At 62.5% G+C, this 19,670-nt stretch carries 16 protein-coding genes and 9 tRNA genes; 20 read left to right on the top strand and 5 right to left on the bottom strand.

All coding sequences use genetic code 11. The annotated features are described in order from the left end of the window. Positions 1-133: 133 nt before the first annotated feature. A complete protein-coding gene (gene pdxB / locus NH396_RS03010) occupies positions 134-1,312 on the top strand; it encodes a 4-phosphoerythronate dehydrogenase PdxB (RefSeq protein ID WP_253061493.1) in 1,179 nt (392 codons plus the stop codon). Between the two features lie 303 nt (positions 1,313-1,615). After that, the gene (nhaC, locus tag NH396_RS03005) at positions 1,616-3,172 is read left to right on the top strand and encodes a Na+/H+ antiporter NhaC (protein ID WP_253061491.1); all 1,557 of its coding nucleotides are present in this window, start codon (positions 1,616-1,618) and stop codon (positions 3,170-3,172) included. 102 nt (positions 3,173-3,274) lie between these two features. Here nhaC and htpX read toward each other — a convergent pair whose 3' ends face one another. The 4 genes from htpX to msrB all read right to left on the bottom strand — a co-directional run bounded on the left by htpX (position 3,275) and on the right by msrB (position 7,492). Then, positions 3,275-4,174 (bottom strand): protease HtpX, encoded by a 900-nt coding sequence (htpX, locus tag NH396_RS03000; protein ID WP_176677779.1) that lies wholly within the window; start codon positions 4,172-4,174, stop codon positions 3,275-3,277. 207 nt (positions 4,175-4,381) lie between these two features. Next, positions 4,382-5,620 carry a pyridoxal phosphate-dependent aminotransferase gene (locus NH396_RS02995; protein ID WP_043334294.1) on the bottom strand — a complete coding sequence of 413 codons (1,239 nt, stop codon included), beginning with the start codon at positions 5,618-5,620 and terminating at the stop codon, positions 4,382-4,384. Between the two features lie 238 nt (positions 5,621-5,858). Continuing rightward, the gene (gene ylqF / locus NH396_RS02990; protein ID WP_253061489.1) at positions 5,859-6,836 is read right to left on the bottom strand and encodes a ribosome biogenesis GTPase YlqF; all 978 of its coding nucleotides are present in this window, start codon (positions 6,834-6,836) and stop codon (positions 5,859-5,861) included. 233 nt (positions 6,837-7,069) lie between these two features. Continuing rightward, positions 7,070-7,492 (bottom strand): peptide-methionine (R)-S-oxide reductase MsrB, encoded by a 423-nt coding sequence (gene msrB, locus NH396_RS02985; protein ID WP_253061487.1) that lies wholly within the window; start codon positions 7,490-7,492, stop codon positions 7,070-7,072. Positions 7,493-7,762: 270 nt separating this feature from the next. On the opposite strand from msrB, the gene NH396_RS02980 reads away from it, so the two are divergent. From NH396_RS02980 to NH396_RS02900, 17 genes are all read left to right on the top strand, one after another. After that, a tRNA-Glu gene (locus tag NH396_RS02980) sits at positions 7,763-7,838 on the top strand. A 26-nt stretch (positions 7,839-7,864) separates the two neighbouring features. After that, positions 7,865-7,939, top strand: a tRNA-Gly gene (locus tag NH396_RS02975). A gap of 169 nt (positions 7,940-8,108) precedes the next feature. After that, positions 8,109-8,184 (top strand) — tRNA-Glu (locus NH396_RS02970). Positions 8,185-8,221: 37 nt separating this feature from the next. After that, a tRNA-Gly gene (locus tag NH396_RS02965) sits at positions 8,222-8,296 on the top strand. A gap of 142 nt (positions 8,297-8,438) precedes the next feature. Then, positions 8,439-8,514: transfer RNA gene (locus tag NH396_RS02960), tRNA-Glu, on the top strand. Between the two features lie 70 nt (positions 8,515-8,584). Beyond that, a tRNA-Gly gene (locus NH396_RS02955) sits at positions 8,585-8,659 on the top strand. Positions 8,660-8,732: 73 nt separating this feature from the next. Continuing rightward, positions 8,733-8,808, top strand: a tRNA-Glu gene (locus NH396_RS02950). A gap of 35 nt (positions 8,809-8,843) precedes the next feature. Further along, positions 8,844-8,918: transfer RNA gene (locus tag NH396_RS02945), tRNA-Gly, on the top strand. Between the two features lie 369 nt (positions 8,919-9,287). Further along, positions 9,288-10,256: an ABC transporter ATP-binding protein gene (locus NH396_RS02940; RefSeq protein ID WP_253061485.1), complete on the top strand. Its 969-nt coding sequence runs from the start codon at positions 9,288-9,290 to the stop codon at positions 10,254-10,256. Continuing rightward, positions 10,253-11,026, top strand: a complete 774-nt coding sequence (locus NH396_RS02935; RefSeq protein WP_253061483.1) for an ABC transporter permease — start codon at positions 10,253-10,255, stop codon at positions 11,024-11,026. The genes NH396_RS02940 and NH396_RS02935 overlap by 4 nt, the downstream gene beginning before the upstream one ends. A gap of 133 nt (positions 11,027-11,159) precedes the next feature. Continuing rightward, positions 11,160-12,038: an NADPH-dependent 7-cyano-7-deazaguanine reductase QueF gene (gene queF / locus NH396_RS02930; protein WP_253061481.1), complete on the top strand. Its 879-nt coding sequence runs from the start codon at positions 11,160-11,162 to the stop codon at positions 12,036-12,038. A 128-nt stretch (positions 12,039-12,166) separates the two neighbouring features. Continuing rightward, positions 12,167-12,727 carry an NAD(P)H nitroreductase gene (locus tag NH396_RS02925; protein WP_253061479.1) on the top strand — a complete coding sequence of 187 codons (561 nt, stop codon included), beginning with the start codon at positions 12,167-12,169 and terminating at the stop codon, positions 12,725-12,727. A gap of 8 nt (positions 12,728-12,735) precedes the next feature. After that, positions 12,736-13,311 (top strand): YiiD C-terminal domain-containing protein, encoded by a 576-nt coding sequence (locus tag NH396_RS02920; protein WP_253061477.1) that lies wholly within the window; start codon positions 12,736-12,738, stop codon positions 13,309-13,311. 201 nt (positions 13,312-13,512) lie between these two features. Beyond that, positions 13,513-13,600: transfer RNA gene (locus NH396_RS02915), tRNA-Ser, on the top strand. A gap of 275 nt (positions 13,601-13,875) precedes the next feature. Beyond that, entirely contained in the window at positions 13,876-14,157 is a 282-nt protein-coding gene (locus NH396_RS02910; RefSeq protein ID WP_043333877.1) for a peptidylprolyl isomerase, read from the top strand. 94 nt (positions 14,158-14,251) lie between these two features. Beyond that, positions 14,252-15,841 (top strand): ABC-F family ATPase, encoded by a 1,590-nt coding sequence (locus tag NH396_RS02905; protein ID WP_176677771.1) that lies wholly within the window; start codon positions 14,252-14,254, stop codon positions 15,839-15,841. 181 nt (positions 15,842-16,022) lie between these two features. Beyond that, positions 16,023-17,219, top strand: a complete 1,197-nt coding sequence (locus tag NH396_RS02900; protein WP_253061475.1) for an NAD(P)/FAD-dependent oxidoreductase — start codon at positions 16,023-16,025, stop codon at positions 17,217-17,219. A gap of 28 nt (positions 17,220-17,247) precedes the next feature. Here NH396_RS02900 and NH396_RS02895 read toward each other — a convergent pair whose 3' ends face one another. Then, positions 17,248-18,156: a LysR family transcriptional regulator gene (locus tag NH396_RS02895; protein ID WP_253061473.1), complete on the bottom strand. Its 909-nt coding sequence runs from the start codon at positions 18,154-18,156 to the stop codon at positions 17,248-17,250. A gap of 262 nt (positions 18,157-18,418) precedes the next feature. On the opposite strand from NH396_RS02895, the gene NH396_RS02890 reads away from it, so the two are divergent. Continuing rightward, a complete protein-coding gene (locus NH396_RS02890) occupies positions 18,419-19,615 on the top strand; it encodes an MFS transporter (protein WP_253061471.1) in 1,197 nt (398 codons plus the stop codon). The last annotated feature ends 55 nt before the right edge of the window (positions 19,616-19,670 follow it).

Raw genomic sequence — 19,670 nt, 5'->3', positions numbered from 1 at the left:
CACGGCGGCGGGCAAGCAAGCATACCATTGTAATCTTCACGTGCCTTGCGGCAAGGTGTGAAGTCACTCAGGCGCTCATGTTGGCCCGTGAACCCGCAGCGACACTCATTGCCACAGCAAGGAAAGGCAACAGATGCACATCATCGTGGACGATAACGTCCCTCTGGCAGAGGAATTCTTCTCCGAACTGGGAGAGGTGACCTGCATGCCGACTCGCGAGATCACCAATGCCGTCCTCAAGGACGTCGACATACTGATCTGTCGCTCTACCTTGCGCGTGGATCAGGCGCTGTTGGAAGGAACGCGGGTGCGCTTCGTCGGCTCGCCTATCATCGGCACCGACCATGCCGATCTCGAATGGCTCGCGGCCAACGATATCCACTTCACCAACGCGCCGGGCTGCAATGCCGACTCGGTGGTGGATTACGTGCTGTCGTCGCTGTGGCATCTGGCCGAGCAGGAAGGGCTGGACCTGCAGCTGGACCGCCGCTTCGGCGTGGTCGGGGCCGGTCAGGTCGGGTCACGGCTGGTCAAGCGTCTCGAGTCGCTGGGTGCAGAGGTGCTGGTCTGTGACCCGCCGCGTGCCGCGCTTGAGGGCCAGAGCGATGAGCGCCCCGAGAAGTCCCGCTTCGTGGACCTCGATAAGCTGGTCGCCGAGTGTGATGTCATCTGTGTGCACACCCCGATGGTCACCGGTGGCGAGCATCCGACCCATCATCTGATCAATGCCGAGCGCATCCGCGCCATGAAGCCCGGCAGCGTGCTGCTGAGTGCCGGCCGCGGAGGCTGTGTCGATACCGCGGCGCTCAAGCAGCGCCTCAAGGAGCAGGCTGATCTGCTGACCGTGCTGGATGTGTGGGAAAACGAGCCGGATATCGATGCCGAGCTGGCCGCACTGGTGGACATCGCCACGCCGCACATCGCCGGGCATAGCCTGGATGGCAAGATGCAGGGTACCGAGATCATCTATCAGCAGGCCTGTCGTCACTTCGGGCTGCCGGCGCGCCGCAAGCTGGGTCAGCTCAAGCCGGACCCGTGGCTGCGCAAGCTGGTGCTGACGGGCTGGGCGCCGCCGGAAGAGGCGCTGGGGCTCTGCGTACGCGCCTGTTATGACGTGCGTCGCGATGCGCTGGGCCTGCGTCGCTATCAGCGTCGGTTCGGCAATGCCGAGGGCTTCGTGCGTTATCGACGGGAATATCCGCTGCGTCGCGAGTTCTCCACGTTGCGTGTCGAGCTCAAGAAGAATGCCCGCGAACTGCGTGAGGTACTCGAGGGCTTCGGCTTCTCTCGCGTCAAGCTGGTCAGCAAATGATCACGGCGTGATTCGCAAGGCCCCCTGGAACGCCCCTGTCAGCCCTGCTGGCGGGGGCGTTCGCATTGTGGAGGTCGCCTGATGGACGACGACCTTACCGCATGCCTGAATCCTTGACCGTTTCGGTCTTCGACCTTGGTCGATATAATGCGCCCCAGATCGCCTGGCGACACGCGCAGGGGCTGGCCTTGACGGCATGCCCCGTCTGACGCCGCGGCGCTGCTCCCCATTCTCCGTGTCTTCTGCCATGCCCGTCACCACGCGGCGTGTCGGCGTCCTCATTTCTTGAAGATGGTGTCTTGAATGCAACAACACCCTGATAACTCTGCTGAGGACAGCGGCTATCGTCCGCCTTCTCTGCTGGATGCCCTGATTCCCATCGTGCTGGTCATCGCCATGCTGGTGCTGGCGGTGGTGCTGTTCGGTGCCGATGCCTCCTGGGGCCCCAATCAGGTCGCGCTGCTGTCCGGCGCGATGATCGCGGGCCTGATCGGTCTCAAGAACGGCTATCGCTGGAGCGATATCGAAGAGGGGATCAACAAGGGCATCCAGATCTCGCTGGGCGCGATCCTGATCCTGCTGGCGGTCGGCGCGATGATCGGCACCTGGATTCTCGGCGGCACCGTGCCGGCGATGATCTACTACGGTCTGGACGTGATCGCGCCACAGTACTTCTATGCCTCCGCCTGTCTGCTGTGCGCGCTGGTGGCGCTGTCGGTGGGCAGCTCGTGGACGGTCGCCGGCACCATCGGCATCGGTCTGATCGGCATCGCCGATGGCCTGGGGCTGTCCGAAGCGATCACCGCCGGTGCGGTGATTTCCGGAGCCTACTTCGGTGACAAGCTCTCGCCGCTGTCCGATACTACCAATCTGGCGCCAGCAGCGGCCGGCACCACGCTGTTCGCGCATATCCGCCACATGCTGTGGACGACCGTGCCCAGCATCCTGCTCGCGCTGGCAGGCTTTCTGTGGCTCGGTCACGACTCCGTCTCCAGCCTGCAGACGCCGGAGCAGGTCGCCAACCTGCGTGCCCAGCTGGGCGAGCAGTTCAACATCGGCCTGCATCTGCTGATTCCCCTGCTGATGCTGCTGGTGATGGCCGTGCGTCAGATGCCCGCCTTTCCGGCGATCTTCATCGGCGCGGCGCTGGGCGCCGTCTTCGCGGTCATCTTCCAGCCGCAGGCGGTGGTGGGGCTGGCAAGCGTCACTGACATGTCCACCGCCATGGCGCTGCTCAAGGGGGTGTGGATGTCGATGTTCGATGGCTATGTCTCCCACAGCGGTGATGAGGTGATCGACTCGCTGCTCTCCAAGGGCGGCATGAGCAGCATGCTCAACACCGTGTGGCTGATCCTGTCGGCGATGACCTTCGGTGGCGTGATCGAGCGCCTTGGCCTGCTGGAGCGTCTGGTGCAGAGCCTGCTGGGCGCGACACGCAATGCCGGTTCGCTGGTCATCACCACGCTGGGCACCTGCCTGGCCTCCAATGTGGTGACCGGCGATCAGTACATCTCGGTCATCCTGCCGGGGCGCATGTATCGCGCCGAGTTCCGTCGCCGCCGCCTGGCGCCGGTCAACCTGTCACGCGCGCTGGAAGATTCCGGCACCATCACCTCGCCGCTGATTCCCTGGAACAGCTGCGGCGCCTACATGGCGGCCACCCTCGGCGTCGCGACCTTGAGCTATCTACCCTTTGCGCTGTTCAACCTGACCAATCTGGCGCTGGCGGTGGCCTACGCCATGGTCGGCTTCAAGCTGGAGCGCCTTGAGGAGGGTGAGGGAGCTGAAGGTGTGGAGCCGACGCCGCTGGCCGAGTCGCTGGTGCTGGATACGCCCCACGACACCTCGGAGTCACGCTGACTCAGCCCTGAGGGATAAAGAGAAAAAGCCCGCCACGTGGATCACGTGGCGGGCTTTTTGCTGTCTGCAGGGGTCAATCAGACCGTGCAGGATTGGCGCAGCTTACTTGTAGGCAGCGGCCTTGAGCGCGGCGATACGGTCATCCAGCGGCGGGTGGCTGGCGAACAGTTGCTCCATCAGCTTGCGGCTCTTGCCGGTGGTGATGGCGAAGGCGGTCATGGTGTCGGGCATCTGGTCCGGCAGCTCATGTTCCTGCTTTAGGCGAGCCAGGGCGTTGATCATCGAGCCGCTGCCCGCCAGGCCTGCGCCTGCGGCATCGGCACGGTATTCGCGCCAGCGCGAGAACCAGGCGACGATCATCGAGGCCACCAGGCCCAGCAGCAGTTCGAGCACGAAGACCACGGCCATGTAGCCGAAGAAGCCCAGGCCGCCATTCTCGTCATCGCGCTTGAGGAAGGCGTCGATGGCGTGTGCGGCGATACGCGCGAAGAACATCACGAAGGTGTTCACAACGCCTTGGATCAGCGTCAGCGTCACCATGTCGCCGTTGGCGACGTGGCCGATCTCGTGCGCCAGCACGGCGCGCACTTCCTCGGGGCGCATGCGATTGAGCAGGCCGGCCGAGACGGCGACCAGCGCATCATTGCGGTTCCAGCCGGTGGCGAAGGCATTGGATTGCTGCGCCGGGAAGATGCCGACTTCCGGCATCTTGATGCCAGCGTCACGCGCCAGTTCACCGACGGTGTCCAGCAGCCAGCGCTCGGTGTCGTTCTGCGGCTGTTCGATGATCACGGTGCCGGTCGAGGACTTGGCCATCGTCTTGGACAGGAACAGCGAGATCACGGAACCGGCCATGCCGATGATGAAGCAGAAGATCAGCAGCGCCGTGTAGTTGATGCCGTTGGCTTCCATGTAGCCATCGAAGCCCAGCAGGCGCAGCGTGACACTGGCCAGCAGCACCACCGCCAGGTTGGTGATCAGGAAAAGGGCTATCCGCATCATGGGGTCAGGTCTCCAATGCCAATATATCGGTAGGGCACAATTATCTGCCCGCGATACTGACAGTGAGATGAATCACTGGCGGTGGCGCGGGCAGAAATTGCGTCGATAGTCTGCAAGAACAGTCTGCAAGAACGATCTGCAAGGACAGCAAGGTATCACCACTGGAGGCGACCTGCGTAGCCCCTTGATCGCGGGGCCGGGCCGATGTCAGGCCTTGCGACGTCGCGCCAGGAAGCGGCCGAGGCGCTCGATGGCTTCTTCCAGCTGGTCGGCGTAGGGCAGGGTGACGATGCGCAGGTGGTCCGGATTCGGCCAGTTGAAGGCGGTGCCCTGCACCAGCAGCATCTTCTCTTCCAGCAACAGCTCCAGCACCATCTGCTGATCGTCCTCGAAGGGGTACATCTCGGGGTCGAGCCGCGGGAACATGTAGAGCGCGCCCTTGGGCTTCACGCAGCTGACGCCGGGAATCTCGTTGAGCTTCTTCCAGGCCGCGTCACGCTGGGCCAGCAGGCGTCCGCCCGGCAGTACCAGATCATTGATCGACTGATAGCCACCGAGCGCCGTCTGAATGGCGTGCTGCGCCGGCACATTGGCGCACAGGCGCATGCTGGCCAGCATGTCGAGGCCGGAGATGAAGTCGGCCGCCGGGCGCTTGTCGCCGGAGAGAATCATCCAGCCGGAGCGGAAGCCCGCGCAGCGGTAGCTCTTGGACAGACCGTTCATGGTCACGACCAGCAGATCATCGGCCAGCGCGCCGGTGGAGACGTGCTCGGTACCGTCATAGAGGATCTTGTCGTAGATCTCGTCAGAGAACACCACCAGACCGAATTCGCGCGCGACCTGCAGGATGTCCTTCACCACCGCGGGCGGGTAGACCGCACCGGTCGGATTGTTCGGATTGATCAGCACGATGCCCTTGGTGTGGCTGGTCACCTTGGCGCGGATGTCCTCGATGGAGGGCGCCCAGTCCTGCGCTTCGTCACACAGATAGTGCACGGCGCGACCACCGGCCAGGTTGGCGGCAGCAGTCCATAGCGGGTAATCCGGCGCCGGTACCAGCAGCTCGTCGCCATCATCGAGCAATGCCTGCATGGCCAGCACGATCAGCTCCGAGACGCCGTTGCCGACATAGATGTCCTCGATCCCGACACCCTGGATATCCTTGCGCTGGCACTCCTGCATGATCGCCTTGCGCGCAGAGTAAAGCCCCTTGGAATCACAATAGCCCTGCGCTGTCGGCAGGTTGCGCATCACGTCCTGCAGAATTTCTTCCGGTGCCTCGAAGCCGAAGGGCGCCGGGTTGCCGATATTGAGCTTGAGAATGCGATGGCCCTCGTCCTCGAGACGCTTGGCGTGTTCGAGAACCGGCCCGCGAATGTCATAGCAGACGTTGTCCAGCTTGTGTGACTTGCGAATTTCGCGGGGCTTTCTTTGCTCGGTATCCATGATGCTTTCCGTAGATCTCCGTCACGTAAGGTGTAGGGGCGAGCGTCCAGCATATCGCGGCGCTGGCCTGCCGCGCCACGGCCAAGGGCCAATAGCGTGGTTAAATTTGTGGTTTGAGATGTTCAGGCAGAAAAAAATCCCGCCAGAGGTTTTCTGGCGGGATTTTCAACTGGTATTCAAGCGTCCCCCGCAGGCGGGGGCCAGGTGAGAGTCGCGTTAGCGCCTTGTTCTGGTAGCGTTATTCGCTCTCTTGCTCACGCGTCTCGGCTCCATCTTCTGTCTCGCCACTGGCTTCCGGCACCGGCTCGGCAGGAATGTCGGCGGGTGTTTCCAGTGTCAGGCGCCCCAGCTTGCCATCGCGCAGTTCATGCAGCAGCACCTCGGCGCCGCGGTGCAGATCGATGATGCCACCGGCACGCAGGCCGCCGCGCTTGCTGGCGATCTCTTCCAGAATCGCGACCCCATTGAAGCCGGACAGCGCCATCAGATCGACCTTGCGCGGCCCGTCACTTTCGACTCGCTCGGCGTCAGGGTTGGCGCTGTAGGCCGGCAGTGACTTCAGCTTGTAGCGTGCGGTCAGCTCCGTGGGGTAGCGCTTGGCCAGCTCCGCCGCGACGATCACCGCCACATCGGTGTAATCGATGGCGGTGTCGCGGATCGCGCCGCTGCCGGCCAGACGATAGGCGCTGGCCTGGTCCTCGATCTTCGGCCACATCACCCCGGGGGTATCGATCAGGGCGATGCCACCGTCGATGCGAATCTTCTGCTGGCGCTTGGTGACGGCGGGCTCGTTGCCGGTCTTGGCGATCTTGCGACCCGCCAGACCATTGATCAGCGTCGACTTGCCGACGTTGGGGATGCCCATCACCATCACGCGCGCATCACGATCGACGCGGATATGGCCGGCCATCTCGCGGCACAGCCGCGGGATCTGCTTGAGATCACGCGCCTCAAGCGTGGTGATCGCCAATGCACGAGTATTGGGCAGGCCATCGAAATACTCGACCCATTCGCGGGTGCGTGCCGGGTCCGCCAGATCGGCGCGAGACAGCAGCTTGAGTACCGGCTTGTGGCGGGTCAGTTCGGACAGCACCGGATTGGTGCTGGAGTAGGGGAGGCGGGCATCGAGGACTTCGATGACCACGTCGATCTCGGGCAGCGCGTCCTTTATCTGACGGCGTGCCTTGTGCATATGTCCCGGATACCAGCCCAGCATGTCGCTTCTCTCCTGCCGTCAGGGGTATGACGGTTGATCTGTCACCTCTGTCCTGCCTCCTTCTTCCCGCATGCCAGGCAGGACGCTCATCCATCAGGGATGGCGCTACATGGCATGCGAAAGAGGAGGGGACGCGTATGGCGACGCATTCTATCAGAGGCGGCCTGGCCATGGAGGCGCGCTATCCGGTCATCACTGCTCGGCGCCTCTATCGACTCTCCATGCCCCGGGCGTCAGGCGCGTATCGGCTTGAAGCGCAGCGCGACGGAGTTGATGCAGTAGCGCTGGCCGGTGTCAGTCGGGCCATCCGGGAAGACGTGCCCCAGATGGGATTCGCAGCGGCGACAGCGCACTTCCACGCGACGCATGCCATGGCTGGTATCGAAGTGCTCCTCAATGGCGGCATCGGCATGGGGGCGGTCGAAGCTTGGCCAGCCACAGCCGGAATCGAACTTGGTGTCGTTGTCGAACAGCTTGGCGTCACAGGCGATGCAGTGATAGGTACCCGGCGTCGGGCTGACTTCGTGATCGCCGGTGAAGGGGCGCTCGGTCCCTGCCTCGCGCGTCACCCGGTATTGTTCCGGCGTCAGTCGCTTGCGCCACTCCTCTTCACTGCGAATCAACTTGTCCTGAGTCTGCGGGTCTTGTTCGCTCATGATCTCTTCTCTCTATCTATGCGTTTCTCGAATGCGTGCTCGTGTGAACCTGCCAGCAAGTTCTCCTGCGCGGCAATTCGAAAAAGAGTGGTTGCCGGTCTTCACGCGAAACCCGGTACATACCCCAAGAATGCGGGCGTCAGGGCGTGACCACAAGCATGTGGTGGATGTACTTGGCCAACGCCGGAAAAATCCTGTTGAAGCAGGGGGTTGACGAAGGGGGAGGGGATTTGTAATATACGCGCCACCTCGACGAGGCAAGAACGTTACGTCCCATTCGTCTAGTGGTCCAGGACACCGCCCTTTCACGGCGGTAACAGGGGTTCGAACCCCCTATGGGACGCCACTTTCTTGCAGCGTAGAGACCGGAGTGCGGGAATAGCTCAGTGGTAGAGCACAACCTTGCCAAGGTTGGGGTCGCGAGTTCGAATCTCGTTTCCCGCTCCATTCGGAACAAGTGGTGTGACAAGGTCGCGAGCTGAACGTCAGCCCGGTCGAATCTCATCTCTCGCTCCAAAGGAAAAGGCAATGCGACAAGGTCGCGAGCTGGTTCGCCAGTCCGATCGAATCTCGTTTCCCGCTCCATTTAGATCAGGCATGTCTTGTTCTAACGTGTGTCCCATTCGTCTAGTGGTCCAGGACACCGCCCTTTCACGGCGGTAACAGGGGTTCGAACCCCCTATGGGACGCCATCTTCGGTCTTGTGTGGTCGCATGATCTGCTTGTGTTGCGGGAATAGCTCAGTGGTAGAGCACAACCTTGCCAAGGTTGGGGTCGCGAGTTCGAATCTCGTTTCCCGCTCCATTAGGAACAAGTGGTGTGACAAGGTCGCGAGCTGAACGTCAGCCCGGTCGAATCTCATCTCTCGCTCCAGAGGAAAAGGCAATGCGATAAGGTCGCGAGCTGGTTCGCCAGTCCGATCGAATCTCGTTTCCCGCTCCAGTACGTCCCATTCGTCTAGTGGTCCAGGACACCGCCCTTTCACGGCGGTAACAGGGGTTCGAACCCCCTATGGGACGCCATGCAGAGCATGATGGTGTGGCAAGCCAGCAGTAAGACAGATGTCGTGATCACAGGATCATGACACCCGGTGCGGGAATAGCTCAGTGGTAGAGCACAACCTTGCCAAGGTTGGGGTCGCGAGTTCGAATCTCGTTTCCCGCTCCAAAGGAAAAGGTAATGCGACAAGGTCGCGAGCTGGTTCGCCAGTCCGATCAAATCTCGTTTCCCGCTCCAGTACGTCCCATTCGTCTAGTGGTCCAGGACACCGCCCTTTCACGGCGGTAACAGGGGTTCGAACCCCCTATGGGACGCCATTCTGTTTTACGCCGCAGTTTTTGTGTTTCGACAGGCGGGAATAGCTCAGTGGTAGAGCACAACCTTGCCAAGGTTGGGGTCGCGAGTTCGAATCTCGTTTCCCGCTCCAGTCGAATGTAACGTTGCAAGCAAAAGCATGACATAGCAGTACACCATCGCCTGACAGGCACGATCATCGTGTTACGTCACTGGCGATTTTTTTGTGCCTGGAATCCCTCTCCACCCTGTTCTGCACCTCTCGCTGGTGCTGTCCCCCGTGTGATTTTCTCTCTCTACTTGTTTCCCGTGGCGCACTAATGCCTTTCTGCCGTGTGTCTGATGTGGCAGCGCCGAATGCGTTACCATGCGCATCCAATATCTTGCGTCTGATTTTCATGTTCGCGGACGGCGAAACGGTGCCATCACTGTTGCGCAATTGTTCTCAGATGCGTCTTTTCTGCTGTGCTGGCTGACAGCGTCAATCGATTACAGGTGTCCGATGTCACGACCTGCCTTGTCTATCCGTGGCCTGACCAAGGTCTACGGCAACGGTTTTGAGGCGCTCAAGGGGATTGATCTTGACGTCCCCGAGGGCGATTTCTTCGCGCTGCTGGGCCCCAATGGGGCCGGCAAGTCCACGACCCTCGGCGTGGTGAGTTCGTTGGTGCAGAAGACCACAGGCAAGGTCGAGATCTCAGGAATCGATATCGACAAGGACTTCTCGAAGGCCAAGTATCACCTCGGTGTCGTACCGCAGGAGTTCAACTTCAATCAGTTCGAGAAGGTGCAGGACATCGTGATGACCCAGGCGGGTTATTACGGTATGCCGATGAAGGAAGCGCGCCCGCGTGCCGAGCGCCTGCTAAGGGACCTCGGGCTTTGGGACAAGCGCGATACCCCGTCACGCATGCTGTCCGGTGGCATGAAGCGCCGCCTGATGATTGCCCGTGCGCTGATCCACAAGCCACGTCTGTTGATTCTTGATGAGCCGACGGCCGGTGTGGATATCGAATTGCGCCGCTCGATGTGGGAGTTCATGCGCCGCATCAATCGTGAGGAGGGCACCACCATCATCCTCACCACGCATTACCTGGAAGAGGCCGAGAGCCTGTGCCGCAATATCGCCATCATCAACCATGGCGAGATCGTGCATAACACCAGCATGCGTGAGCTGCTCAAGGAGCTGGATGCGGAAACCTTTCTGCTTGATATTCGTGAGCCGTTGAGTGAGGCGCCGGCAATTGACGGCTTCGAGGTGTCCTTGAGCGATTCCCAGCAGCTGGCGCTCGCCGTGCGCAAGGGCCAGTCGATCAATACCGCCTTCGCGGCGCTGGATCGCGCCGGTATCACCGTGGTGTCGATGCGCAATCGTGCCAATCGTCTCGAGGAGCTGTTCGTCGACCTGGTCGAGCGCTCCAACGCCGAAAGCGGTATCGCCTCCAATGTTGCCAAGGAGATCACGCAGTGAACCCCCGTCAGCTATGGGTGGCTCTGGTCACCATCGTCGTCAAGGAAGTCCGTCGTTTCACGCGCATCTGGCCGCAGACGCTGTTGCCGCCTTCCATCACCATGACGCTCTATTTCGTCATCTTCGGCAATCTCATCGGCTCGCGCATCGGCACCATGGACGGCATCAGCTACATGGATTACATCGTGCCGGGGCTGATCATGATGTCGGTGATCACCAACTCGTATTCCAACGTGGCTTCATCATTCTTCTCCAACAAGTTCCAGCGCAGCATCGAGGAGCTGATGGTCTCGCCACTGCCCTCGTGGATCATCCTGCTCGGCTACATCATCGGTGGCGCCGTACGCGGTCTGGGGGTCGGCATCATCGTGACCGCCGTGGCCTTCCTGTTCACGGACCTGGATATCCATCACCCCATCCTGACCGTCGTGGTCGTGGTGCTGACGGCGCTGCTGTTCTCCATCGGTGGCTTCATCAATGCGCTGTTCGCCCGCAAGTTCGATGACATCTCGATCATTCCGACCTTCGTGCTCACGCCGCTGACCTACCTGGGGGGCGTCTTCTATTCCATCCACATGCTGCCGGAATTCTGGCAGGCGGTGTCGCTGGCCAATCCGATCCTCTACATGGTCAACACCTTCCGCTACGGCATTCTGGGCGTCTCGGACATCAGCGTCGGCCCGGCGATGGCGGCTATCGTGGCCTTCATCATCGGCCTGTTCGCCTTCGCGCTGTGGCTGCTGGAGCGTGGCAAGGGCATCCGCAGCTGAAGATGTCGCCCAGACGATGATGGTAAGATGCGCGCTATCGCGCCAGTGCATGCAACGCCGGCTTCTGCCGGCGTTCTGCTGTCTGCGCCCCTGATACCGATACGTTATTGGCCTATTTCACTGGAGTGCTGTCATGGCTCACCCCACTGCTGTCAACGTGCCCGATGAGGCGCGCCCCGAGACCCTAAAGGATGCCCCACTCGGGCGAGAATCCGCCTATCCCGAGCACTACGATGCCAGCTTGCTGTTCCCCATCGCGCGGGCAGCCAACCGTGGCCCCATCGGCATCGATGACGCGGCGTTGCCGTTCGTCGGTGAGGATGAGTGGCACGCCTTTGAAGTCTCCTGGCTGGATGAGGCCGGCAAGCCGTGGGTGCGCGTGGCCCGTTTCCGCCTGCCGGCAGCCTCGCCGAACCTGATCGAATCGAAGTCCTGGAAGCTCTATCTCAACAGTCTCAATCAGAGTCGTTTCCCCGATCAGGCAGCGGTGCAGGCAACGCTGGAGCGTGACCTCGCCGCCGCGGCCGGTGCGCCGGTCGAGGTGCGTCTGCTGGAGCTGGACGATAGCGAGCTGGACGTCGGGCGTCTGCCGGGAGAGTGCCTCGATGACTTGCCGATCAGCGTCGAGCACTACACGCCGTCGCCGGAGCTGCTCAGCGCCGATGCCGCCGACATCGTCAGCGAAGACCTGCACAGCCATCTACTCAAGTCCAACTGCCCGGTCACCGGTCAGCCCGACTGGGGCAGCGTCTGGATTCGTTATCGCGGCCCGCGTATTGATCGCGAGCGCCTGCTGGCCTATCTGATCAGCTATCGCCAGCACCAGGATTTCCATGAGCACTGCGTCGAGCATCTGTTCGTCGACCTGATGGCGCGCGTGAAGCCCGAGTCCTTGCTGGTGATGGCGCGCTATGTGCGACGCGGCGGCCTGGATATCAGCCCGTGGCGTGCTACGCCAGATCTCGAGGCAGAGGCCCGTGCCAGCCTGCCGCTGCGTCTCTCGCGTCAGTAGTTCTCTCTATGCTCATGTCGCCTGATCGGCTTGCCAATCAGGCAGATAGCAGCGAGTGATGAGACGACGTACCGGCGACATGCTAGTGTGAGAATCATTCTTATCTTAAGTCTGTGACAGGAGAGACGATGGACGCGCTGACGTTACTGCATGAACGCAATTCCATGGGCAAGTTGATGGCGCCGGCCCCGAGCGCTGAGCAGATGGAGGCCATCTACCAGGCCGCCCTGCGCGCGCCGGACCACGCCGAGCTGACGCCCTGGCGCTTCATCGAATTCACGGGGGGCGGGCTTGAGCGCCTCGGCGAGCTGTTCGCCGAGGCGGAGCGCAACAAGTCGCCGGCCGGTGACGAGGCCGCCCAGGCCGCCGCCAGCAAGAAGCCGCTGCGTGCGCCGATGGTGATCGCGGTGATCGCCAGGGTCACGCCGAACCACCCCAAGGTGCCGCGTGTCGAGCAGGTGGTCAGCGCCGGCTGTGCCGCTCACGCTATGCTGTATGCCGCTCAGGCCCAGGGGCTCGGTGGCATGTGGCGCACCGGCGGTTACGCCTTTGACCCCATCGTGCACGCAGGACTGGGCATGGGCGACCAGGATGAGCTGGTCGGCTTCCTCTATCTCGGCACCCCGGGCGGACGCCTCAAGCCATTGCCGAACCGCAACAGTGCCGACTTCGTCGAACGCTGGCAGTGAGGCGCTGAATGAACGAGCCGTCGCGCTTGAGTGGTGAGGCCTGGCCACCGTTGCCTTTGCCGCGTGACGGGCAGGGGCGGTTGGGCAGTCTCGTGGCACCGGTCAGCGACGACCTGTCACGGTTTTGTGGTTGGTTGACGCAGGCGATCCCGCTGGCCGCTCATCTGGGGCTTGTCGAGATGCAGTGGTCAGAGCCCGAGCGTGCGACGGGTCAGCTGAGCTGGCATCTGCATCTGCCGCCCAATCTCAACGACAAGGGCACGGCGTTTGGCGGCGCCATGAGTCTCGAGGCGACCCTGTGTGGCTGGAGCTGGCTGACGCTCTGGCTGCGTGCCCGCGGTATCCAGCGCGATATCGTGGTGTCGCAGGCCAGCCAGCAATTTCTGGCTCCGGTCAGTGGCGACTATCACATCCTCTGCGCGCCGGATGACACGGCGGCGCTGCACGAGGTAGGCGAGCGCCTGGCGGCAGGACGGCGAGCACGACTGTCGCTGACCCAGCAGCTGTGGTGTCAGCTCGAAGGGCAGTCCGCTCCGCGACTGTGTTTCGAGGCCCGTGGCGATTACGTGGTGCTGGGGCCGTGATGACGAGCACGGCCTCGGGCCAATGCGCGGGCTGAGAGTGCAGGTTGAAAGCGCAGGGCGGAAGTAGAGTGAGAGCGCTGACGCTATCTATCTGAAAGTTTTTGGAAAAAAGGCTTGCGCCACTCGAAGGTTATCGATAATATACGCCGCGTTCTCAAGGGAAACACGACGCAGTCGGGTGACCAATGAGAGCACTGATCTGGAGGGGTGTCCGAGTGGTCGAAGGAGCACGCCTGGAAAGTGTGTAAGTCGAAAGGCTTCGAGGGTTCGAATCCCTCCCCCTCCACCAGATTCAGAAAAGCCCGCATCTCACGATGCGGGCTTTTCGCGTTTCTGAGGGGGCTGTCGAGCTCGCGCTACAGCGTCTGTCATCCTGAGCTGTTATCATGCCCGCCTTCAGACTCACCCCATCGCCTGTCGAACCTTCCCCGAACGCCTGATCTCGCGTCATGACGCTGTCATGCCGTCAGTGGCGTGGTCGGGTGACGTCGGGCCCGCCTCCGGGATGCCCGGGGCACGAGATGGCGTGAGGCAAGACCGATTCCGCCTGCAAGAGGACATGAGATGGCTCGTATTGCCATGGCACGCCACATTCTGGTGAAGACCGAGGCCGAGGCGCAGCGTCTCAAGCAGTCACTGGAGCGCGGCCAGCCGTTCGAGAAACTGGCGAAGAAGCACTCCACCTGTCCCTCCGGCAAGCAGGGCGGTGATCTGGGCGAAGTGCGTCCCGGCCAGATGGTCGGCGGCATTGATCGTGCCATCTTCAAGGGGCCGCTCAATACCCTGCAGGGGCCGCTGAAGAGCAAGTTCGGCTATCACCTGCTGGAAGTCTTCTTCCGCGGCTGATGTCTGCCAGGCCTTTGCGGCTCCCCGTATCTCCCGGCGCCAGCGTGACGCTTCGTCACCGCCCACCTTTTTCATTTCAAACGGATATTCCCTCGTGATCTCTACCGCCAATCTCACCATGCAGTTCGGTGCCAAGCCGCTGTTTGAAGACGTCTCCGCCAAGTTCGGGCGTGGCAATCGCTACGGTCTGATCGGCGCCAACGGCTGCGGCAAGTCGACCATGATGAAGATTCTCGGTGGCGATCTGGAGCCGTCCGGTGGTCATGTCATGCTCGAGCCCAATACCCGCCTGGGCAAGCTGCGCCAGGACCAGTTCGCCTATGAGGAATACACGGTGCTCGACACCGTCATCATGGGTCACGAGCGTCTGGCCGTGGTCAAGGCCGAGCGTGACCGCATCTACTCGCTGCCGGAGATGAGCGAGGAAGACGGCATGAAGGTCGCCGACCTCGAGGTCGAATTCGCCGAGCTGGATGGCTACACCGCCGAAGCGCGTGCCGGTGAGCTGCTGATGGGCCTCGATATCCCCATCGAACAGCACCTGGGGCCGATGAGTGAAGTCGCGCCGGGCTGGAAGCTGCGCGTGCTGCTGGCGCAGGCGCTGTTCTCCGATCCTGACGTCCTGCTGCTCGATGAGCCGACCAACCACCTGGACATCAACACCATCCGCTGGTTGGAAGGCGTGCTGACCGCGCGTTCCAGCACCATGATCATCATCTCCCACGACCGTCACTTCCTGAACAGCGTCTGCACCCACATGGCGGACCTGGATTACGGAGAGTTGCGTCTGTTCCCGGGCAACTACGACGAGTACATGACCGCCGCTACCCAAGCGCGTGAACAGCTGCAGGCCGACAACGCCAAGAAGAAGGCACAGATCGCCGAGCTGCAGTCCTTCGTCAGTCGCTTCTCCGCCAATGCCTCCAAGGCCAAGCAGGCGACCTCGCGTGCCAAGCAGATCGACAAGATCCAGCTCAACGAGATCAAGCCGTCCTCACGTGTCAGCCCGTTCATCCGCTTCGAGCAGACCAGAAAGGTCCACAACAACGCGGTGATGATCGACAAGCTCGCCAAGGGCTTCGACGGCAACACCCTGTTCGAGAACTTCAGCTTCACGGTCGCCGCCGGTGAGCGTGTCGCCATCATCGGCCCGAACGGCATCGGCAAGACCACGCTGCTGCGCACCCTGGTCGGCGAGATGCACCCGGACGCCGGTGAAGTGAAGTGGACCGACGCCGCGGATGTCGGCTACTACGCGCAGGACCACGCCCATGACTTCGCCAACGACATGAGCCTCTATGACTGGATGGCGCAGTGGACCGGCGGCGGCGAGCAGGTCGTGCGTGGCACTCTGGGTCGCATGCTGTTCTCCAATGACGATATCCAGAAGTCGGTCAAGGTCATCTCCGGTGGCGAGCAGGGCCGCATGCTGTTCGGCAAGCTGATTCTCAAGCAGCCCAACGTGCTGGTGATGGATGAGCCGACCAACCACCTGGACATGGAATCCATCGAGGCACTCAACCTCGCGCTGGAAAACTACCCGGGCACCCTGATCTTCGTCAGCCACGACCGTGAATTCGTCGGTTCGCTGGCCACCCGCATCATCGAGCTGAAGGCCGATGGCGTGGTCGACTTCTCCGGCACCTACGACGACTACCTGCGCAGCCAGGGCGTCATCGTCTGAGACACGCCGTGACTGGCTAGTCTGTCCGGTCTGACAAGACACCCTCATCGTCTCTGACGGTGGGGGTGTCTTGTTTCCCATGTCCGGCCGCTGGCTGCGGCAGGCTTCTGGTAGAATGCCGGCCCGCGTGTGTCTGCACAGCCGATTTCCTTTCCTTTCTTCGCTTCACGGAGTGTCCCGCATGGCCACATACGACGTCATCATCATCGGCGCAGGCGCGGCAGGCCTGATGTGTGCCGCCACGGCAGGCTATCAGGGCAAGCGCGTGCTGGTGCTGGACCACGCCAACAAGGCCGGCAAGAAGATCCTGATGTCCGGCGGTGGGCGCTGCAACTTCACCAATCTGGATGCCGGCCCCGCCAACTTCTTCTCACGCAATCCGCATTTCTGCATCTCGGCGCTCAAGCGCTACACGCCGCACCATTTCCTGGAACTGGTGGAGCGCCATGGGCTGGAGCACGTCGAGAAGAAGCCGGGACAGCTGTTCTGCGCCGATTCCGCCAAGGACCTGCTGGCGATCCTGCTGACGGAGTGTGAGTGGGCCGGGGCGGAGATTCGCCTGAGTACGCGCATCACCTCGCTGGAGCGCGCGGGCGAGGGCATGCGGGTCGAGACCAGCAATGGCACGCATACGGCAGGGCGCGTGGTGGTGGCCACCGGCGGTATGTCGATTCCGACGCTGGGCGCCACTGGCTTCGGCTACGACATCGCGCGCCAGTTCGGGCTCGAGGTCACTGATACTTACGCCGCGCTGGTGCCATTCACGCTGACCTCGCAGTGGAAGGAGCGTCTGTCGCCGCTGTCAGGGCTTGCCTGTGACGTCAGCGTCACCGCCGGCAAGGGCCATTATCGCGAACCGATGCTGATCACCCATCGCGGGCTTTCCGGTCCTGCGATGCTGCAGGCCTCCAGCTGGTGGACACCCGGTCAGCCGCTGGACATCGACCTGCTGCCGGGCGTGGATGCCTACGCCGAGCTGCTGGCCCTGCGTGAGCAGCATCCCAGACGCCAGATCGGCCCCTGGCTTGGCGAGCGCCTGCCCAAGCGCCTCGCCCAGTCGCTGGTCGAGTGGCAGGACGCCGATGCCGGCCGCATCAGCGAGCGCAGTCTCGCCGAGCTCTCCAACGCGCGTCTCGAACAGTTGGCCAAGGCGCTCAATCACTGGCAGCTCAAGCCCGCGGGTACCGAAGGCTGGCGTACCGCCGAGGTCACCATGGGCGGCGTGGTCACCGATGCCATCTCCCAGAAGGACTTCAGCGTGCGCGATCTGCCCCAGCTGGCCTTCATCGGCGAGGTGCTGGATGTCACCGGCGAGCTTGGCGGCTACAACTTCCAGTGGGCCTGGTCTTCGGCGGTGGCTTGCGGCCTGAACTGCTGACCGGCACCTTCTCGCCACTGGCTGCGCCTCACGCCATCTGCTGGCGGATGGCGGGCAGGCGCTGCTCGACCAGCGCGACGAAGGCCTCGATCACCGGACGGGCCGGTGTGGTGGGGTAGTGCAGCTCCAGCGGTACTGCGCCGAGTGCCGGGCGCAGGGGAATGAACTGGCAGCCATCACGTTGCAGGCGGCGAATGCAGCCGGGCGCGATGGCGACTCCCAGTCCCGCCGCCACCTCACTGAGCAGTGTCTGCATCAAGGCCGGTTGGCGCTGGATGCGTGGTGAGAAGCCGGCATCGCCGCAGGCACTGATGATCTGATCGAACAGCCCCGTCGCCTGCCCGCGCTGAAACAGCACGAAATCTTCCTGCGCAAGCTCGCTGAGGGCCAGTCGCTTGCGGTGCGCCAAACGATGCCCCTCGGGCACCACCGCCATCAGCCTATCCTCGTAGACCGCCAGGGCGGTCAGGCTGTCACGCTGCTCGCTGGGAAGCGGGCGCGACAGCCCGATGTCGATTTCGTCACGCGCGAAGGCATCCAACTGCTGCTGGGCGCTCATCTCATGCAATGACAGGCTGACCTCGGGATGGTCGCTGGCAAAGTCGCGCATCAGTTCGGGCACGAAGCTTGCGCAGGCCGAGCTCATGTAGCCGATGCGCAGTGTGCCGGTCTGGCCGCTGGCAGCCATCGCCACGCGCTTGCGTGCCTGCGCCTCCAGCGCCAGCATGCGCTGCGCTTCTTCCAGCAACGCCTCCCCCGGTGCCGTCACCTTCACTTCCCGCGTATTGCGCCATAGCAGGCTGACGCCCAGTTCGGCTTCGAGATCGGCGATCTGGCGGCTGATGGCGGGTTGCACGGTATGCAGCTCGCGGGCGGCGGCCGAGAAGCTTCTGTGCGTCGCCACCGAGACGAAGGTTTTCAGTGTGCGGAGTTCCATGCCGGCCCTCGTGGTTGATTGATGTCCAGTCAGTATAAGTCATATCAAGGATTGTCATTTCTATTATAAGCCTGCACTCGCTAGTCTGAAGGCCTGCCAAATCTCCCTTCGTCAGTCTCTGCCGTCTCGCCTTGTCTCCTGTCTCTTGCTGCTTGCCGCTGGCCTTGCCTCGCAAGCACGCAAGCACGCAAGCACGCAAGCACGCAAGCAGGCGGGGCGCGTAGCGGCTGACAGGAGGGTTCTGAATTCGAGTGGAGCCAATATGACGACATCAACGAGTGGAGTGGCCGCGCAGGATACGTGCGGACCCTCACAACCGCTTTCTGCCGGCGGCCGTTTCACGCTGCTGGCCATTGCCTGTCTGACCATCATGGTGGGCACAGTGGTCGCGCCGGGGCTTCTGAGCATCGCTTCGGCGCTTGAGGTGGCGAGCCATGCCAGCTGGCTGATTACTCTGCCGTCGCTGGGTGCCGTGCTGTTCGCGCCCATCGCCGGGCGCATGATCGATCGTGTCGGTGCCTATCGCTCGCTGGTGGGCGGGCTGTTCCTGTATGGCGTGCTGGGCGCGGGCGGCGCACTGCTGGAAGGCACCGTCGTCGTGTTTGCCGATCGCATTCTGCTCGGGGGCGTGACCGCCGTGGTGATGGCGGGCGGCACCACGCTGATCTCCGAGTGGTATCACGGCCATGCGCGTCTGGCGATGATCGCCCAGCAGGGCATGTCCATCGAGCTTGGCGGCGTGATCTTCCTGTTCGTCAGTGGCGTGCTGGCGGGCATCGCCTGGCAGCTGCCTTTCCTGCTCTATCTGCTGGCATGGCTACTGCTGGTCATGTTGTGGATGATGGTGCCGAGGAAGTCGCCTGAAGCGCCTGCCGAGGAGAGCGGAAATGCCGGCGGTGAGGCCTTGTCCTCCTCGCTGACCAGCATCTACCTGGCCGCGGCCATCTCGTTGACGCTGTTCTTCACCGCCATCGTCATGCTGCCCGAGCGTCTGAGCATGCTGGGATTCGACGAGACCGCGACCGGCATCTTCCTGGCGGCGATCTCGCTGGTCGCGGTGGTGGCGGCGATGCTGATGCCGAAGGTCTCACGTGCCTTGCGCGAGATGCCGACGCTGATACTTGCCTTCCTGCTCTATGCCGGCAGCCTGTTCGTCTTCCAGCAGGCCGAGACCATGACGCTGATGAGTGTCGGTGCCGTCTTGTCTGGCATGGGCTTCGGCTTCTCGATCCCCCTGCTCAACCACATGACGGTGGAGCGCAGCCACGCCTCGGTGCGCGGTCGCAATCTCTCCTACCTGACGATGGCGATATTCCTGGGACAGTTCCTGACGTCCTTCCTGGAGTTCCTGCCCGATGACGGCAGCAATGTCTTCGGCGCCGCCGCCGTGCTGGGACTGATCTTCGCGGTGCTCTATCTGGGCGTGTATCTGCTCAAGCGTGACAGCCGCAGCGCCTGATCGTGGCAGGAGTCACGGAGCTGCACGCTGCAGAGACGAAAAAAGCCCCGCCACC

The organism is Cobetia sp. Dlab-2-AX (genome assembly GCF_024124625.1).
Taxonomy (GTDB): domain Bacteria; phylum Pseudomonadota; class Gammaproteobacteria; order Pseudomonadales; family Halomonadaceae; genus Cobetia.
The sequence above is the reverse complement of the archived record's forward strand: the minus strand, read 5'-3'. Positions and strand labels throughout refer to the sequence as shown.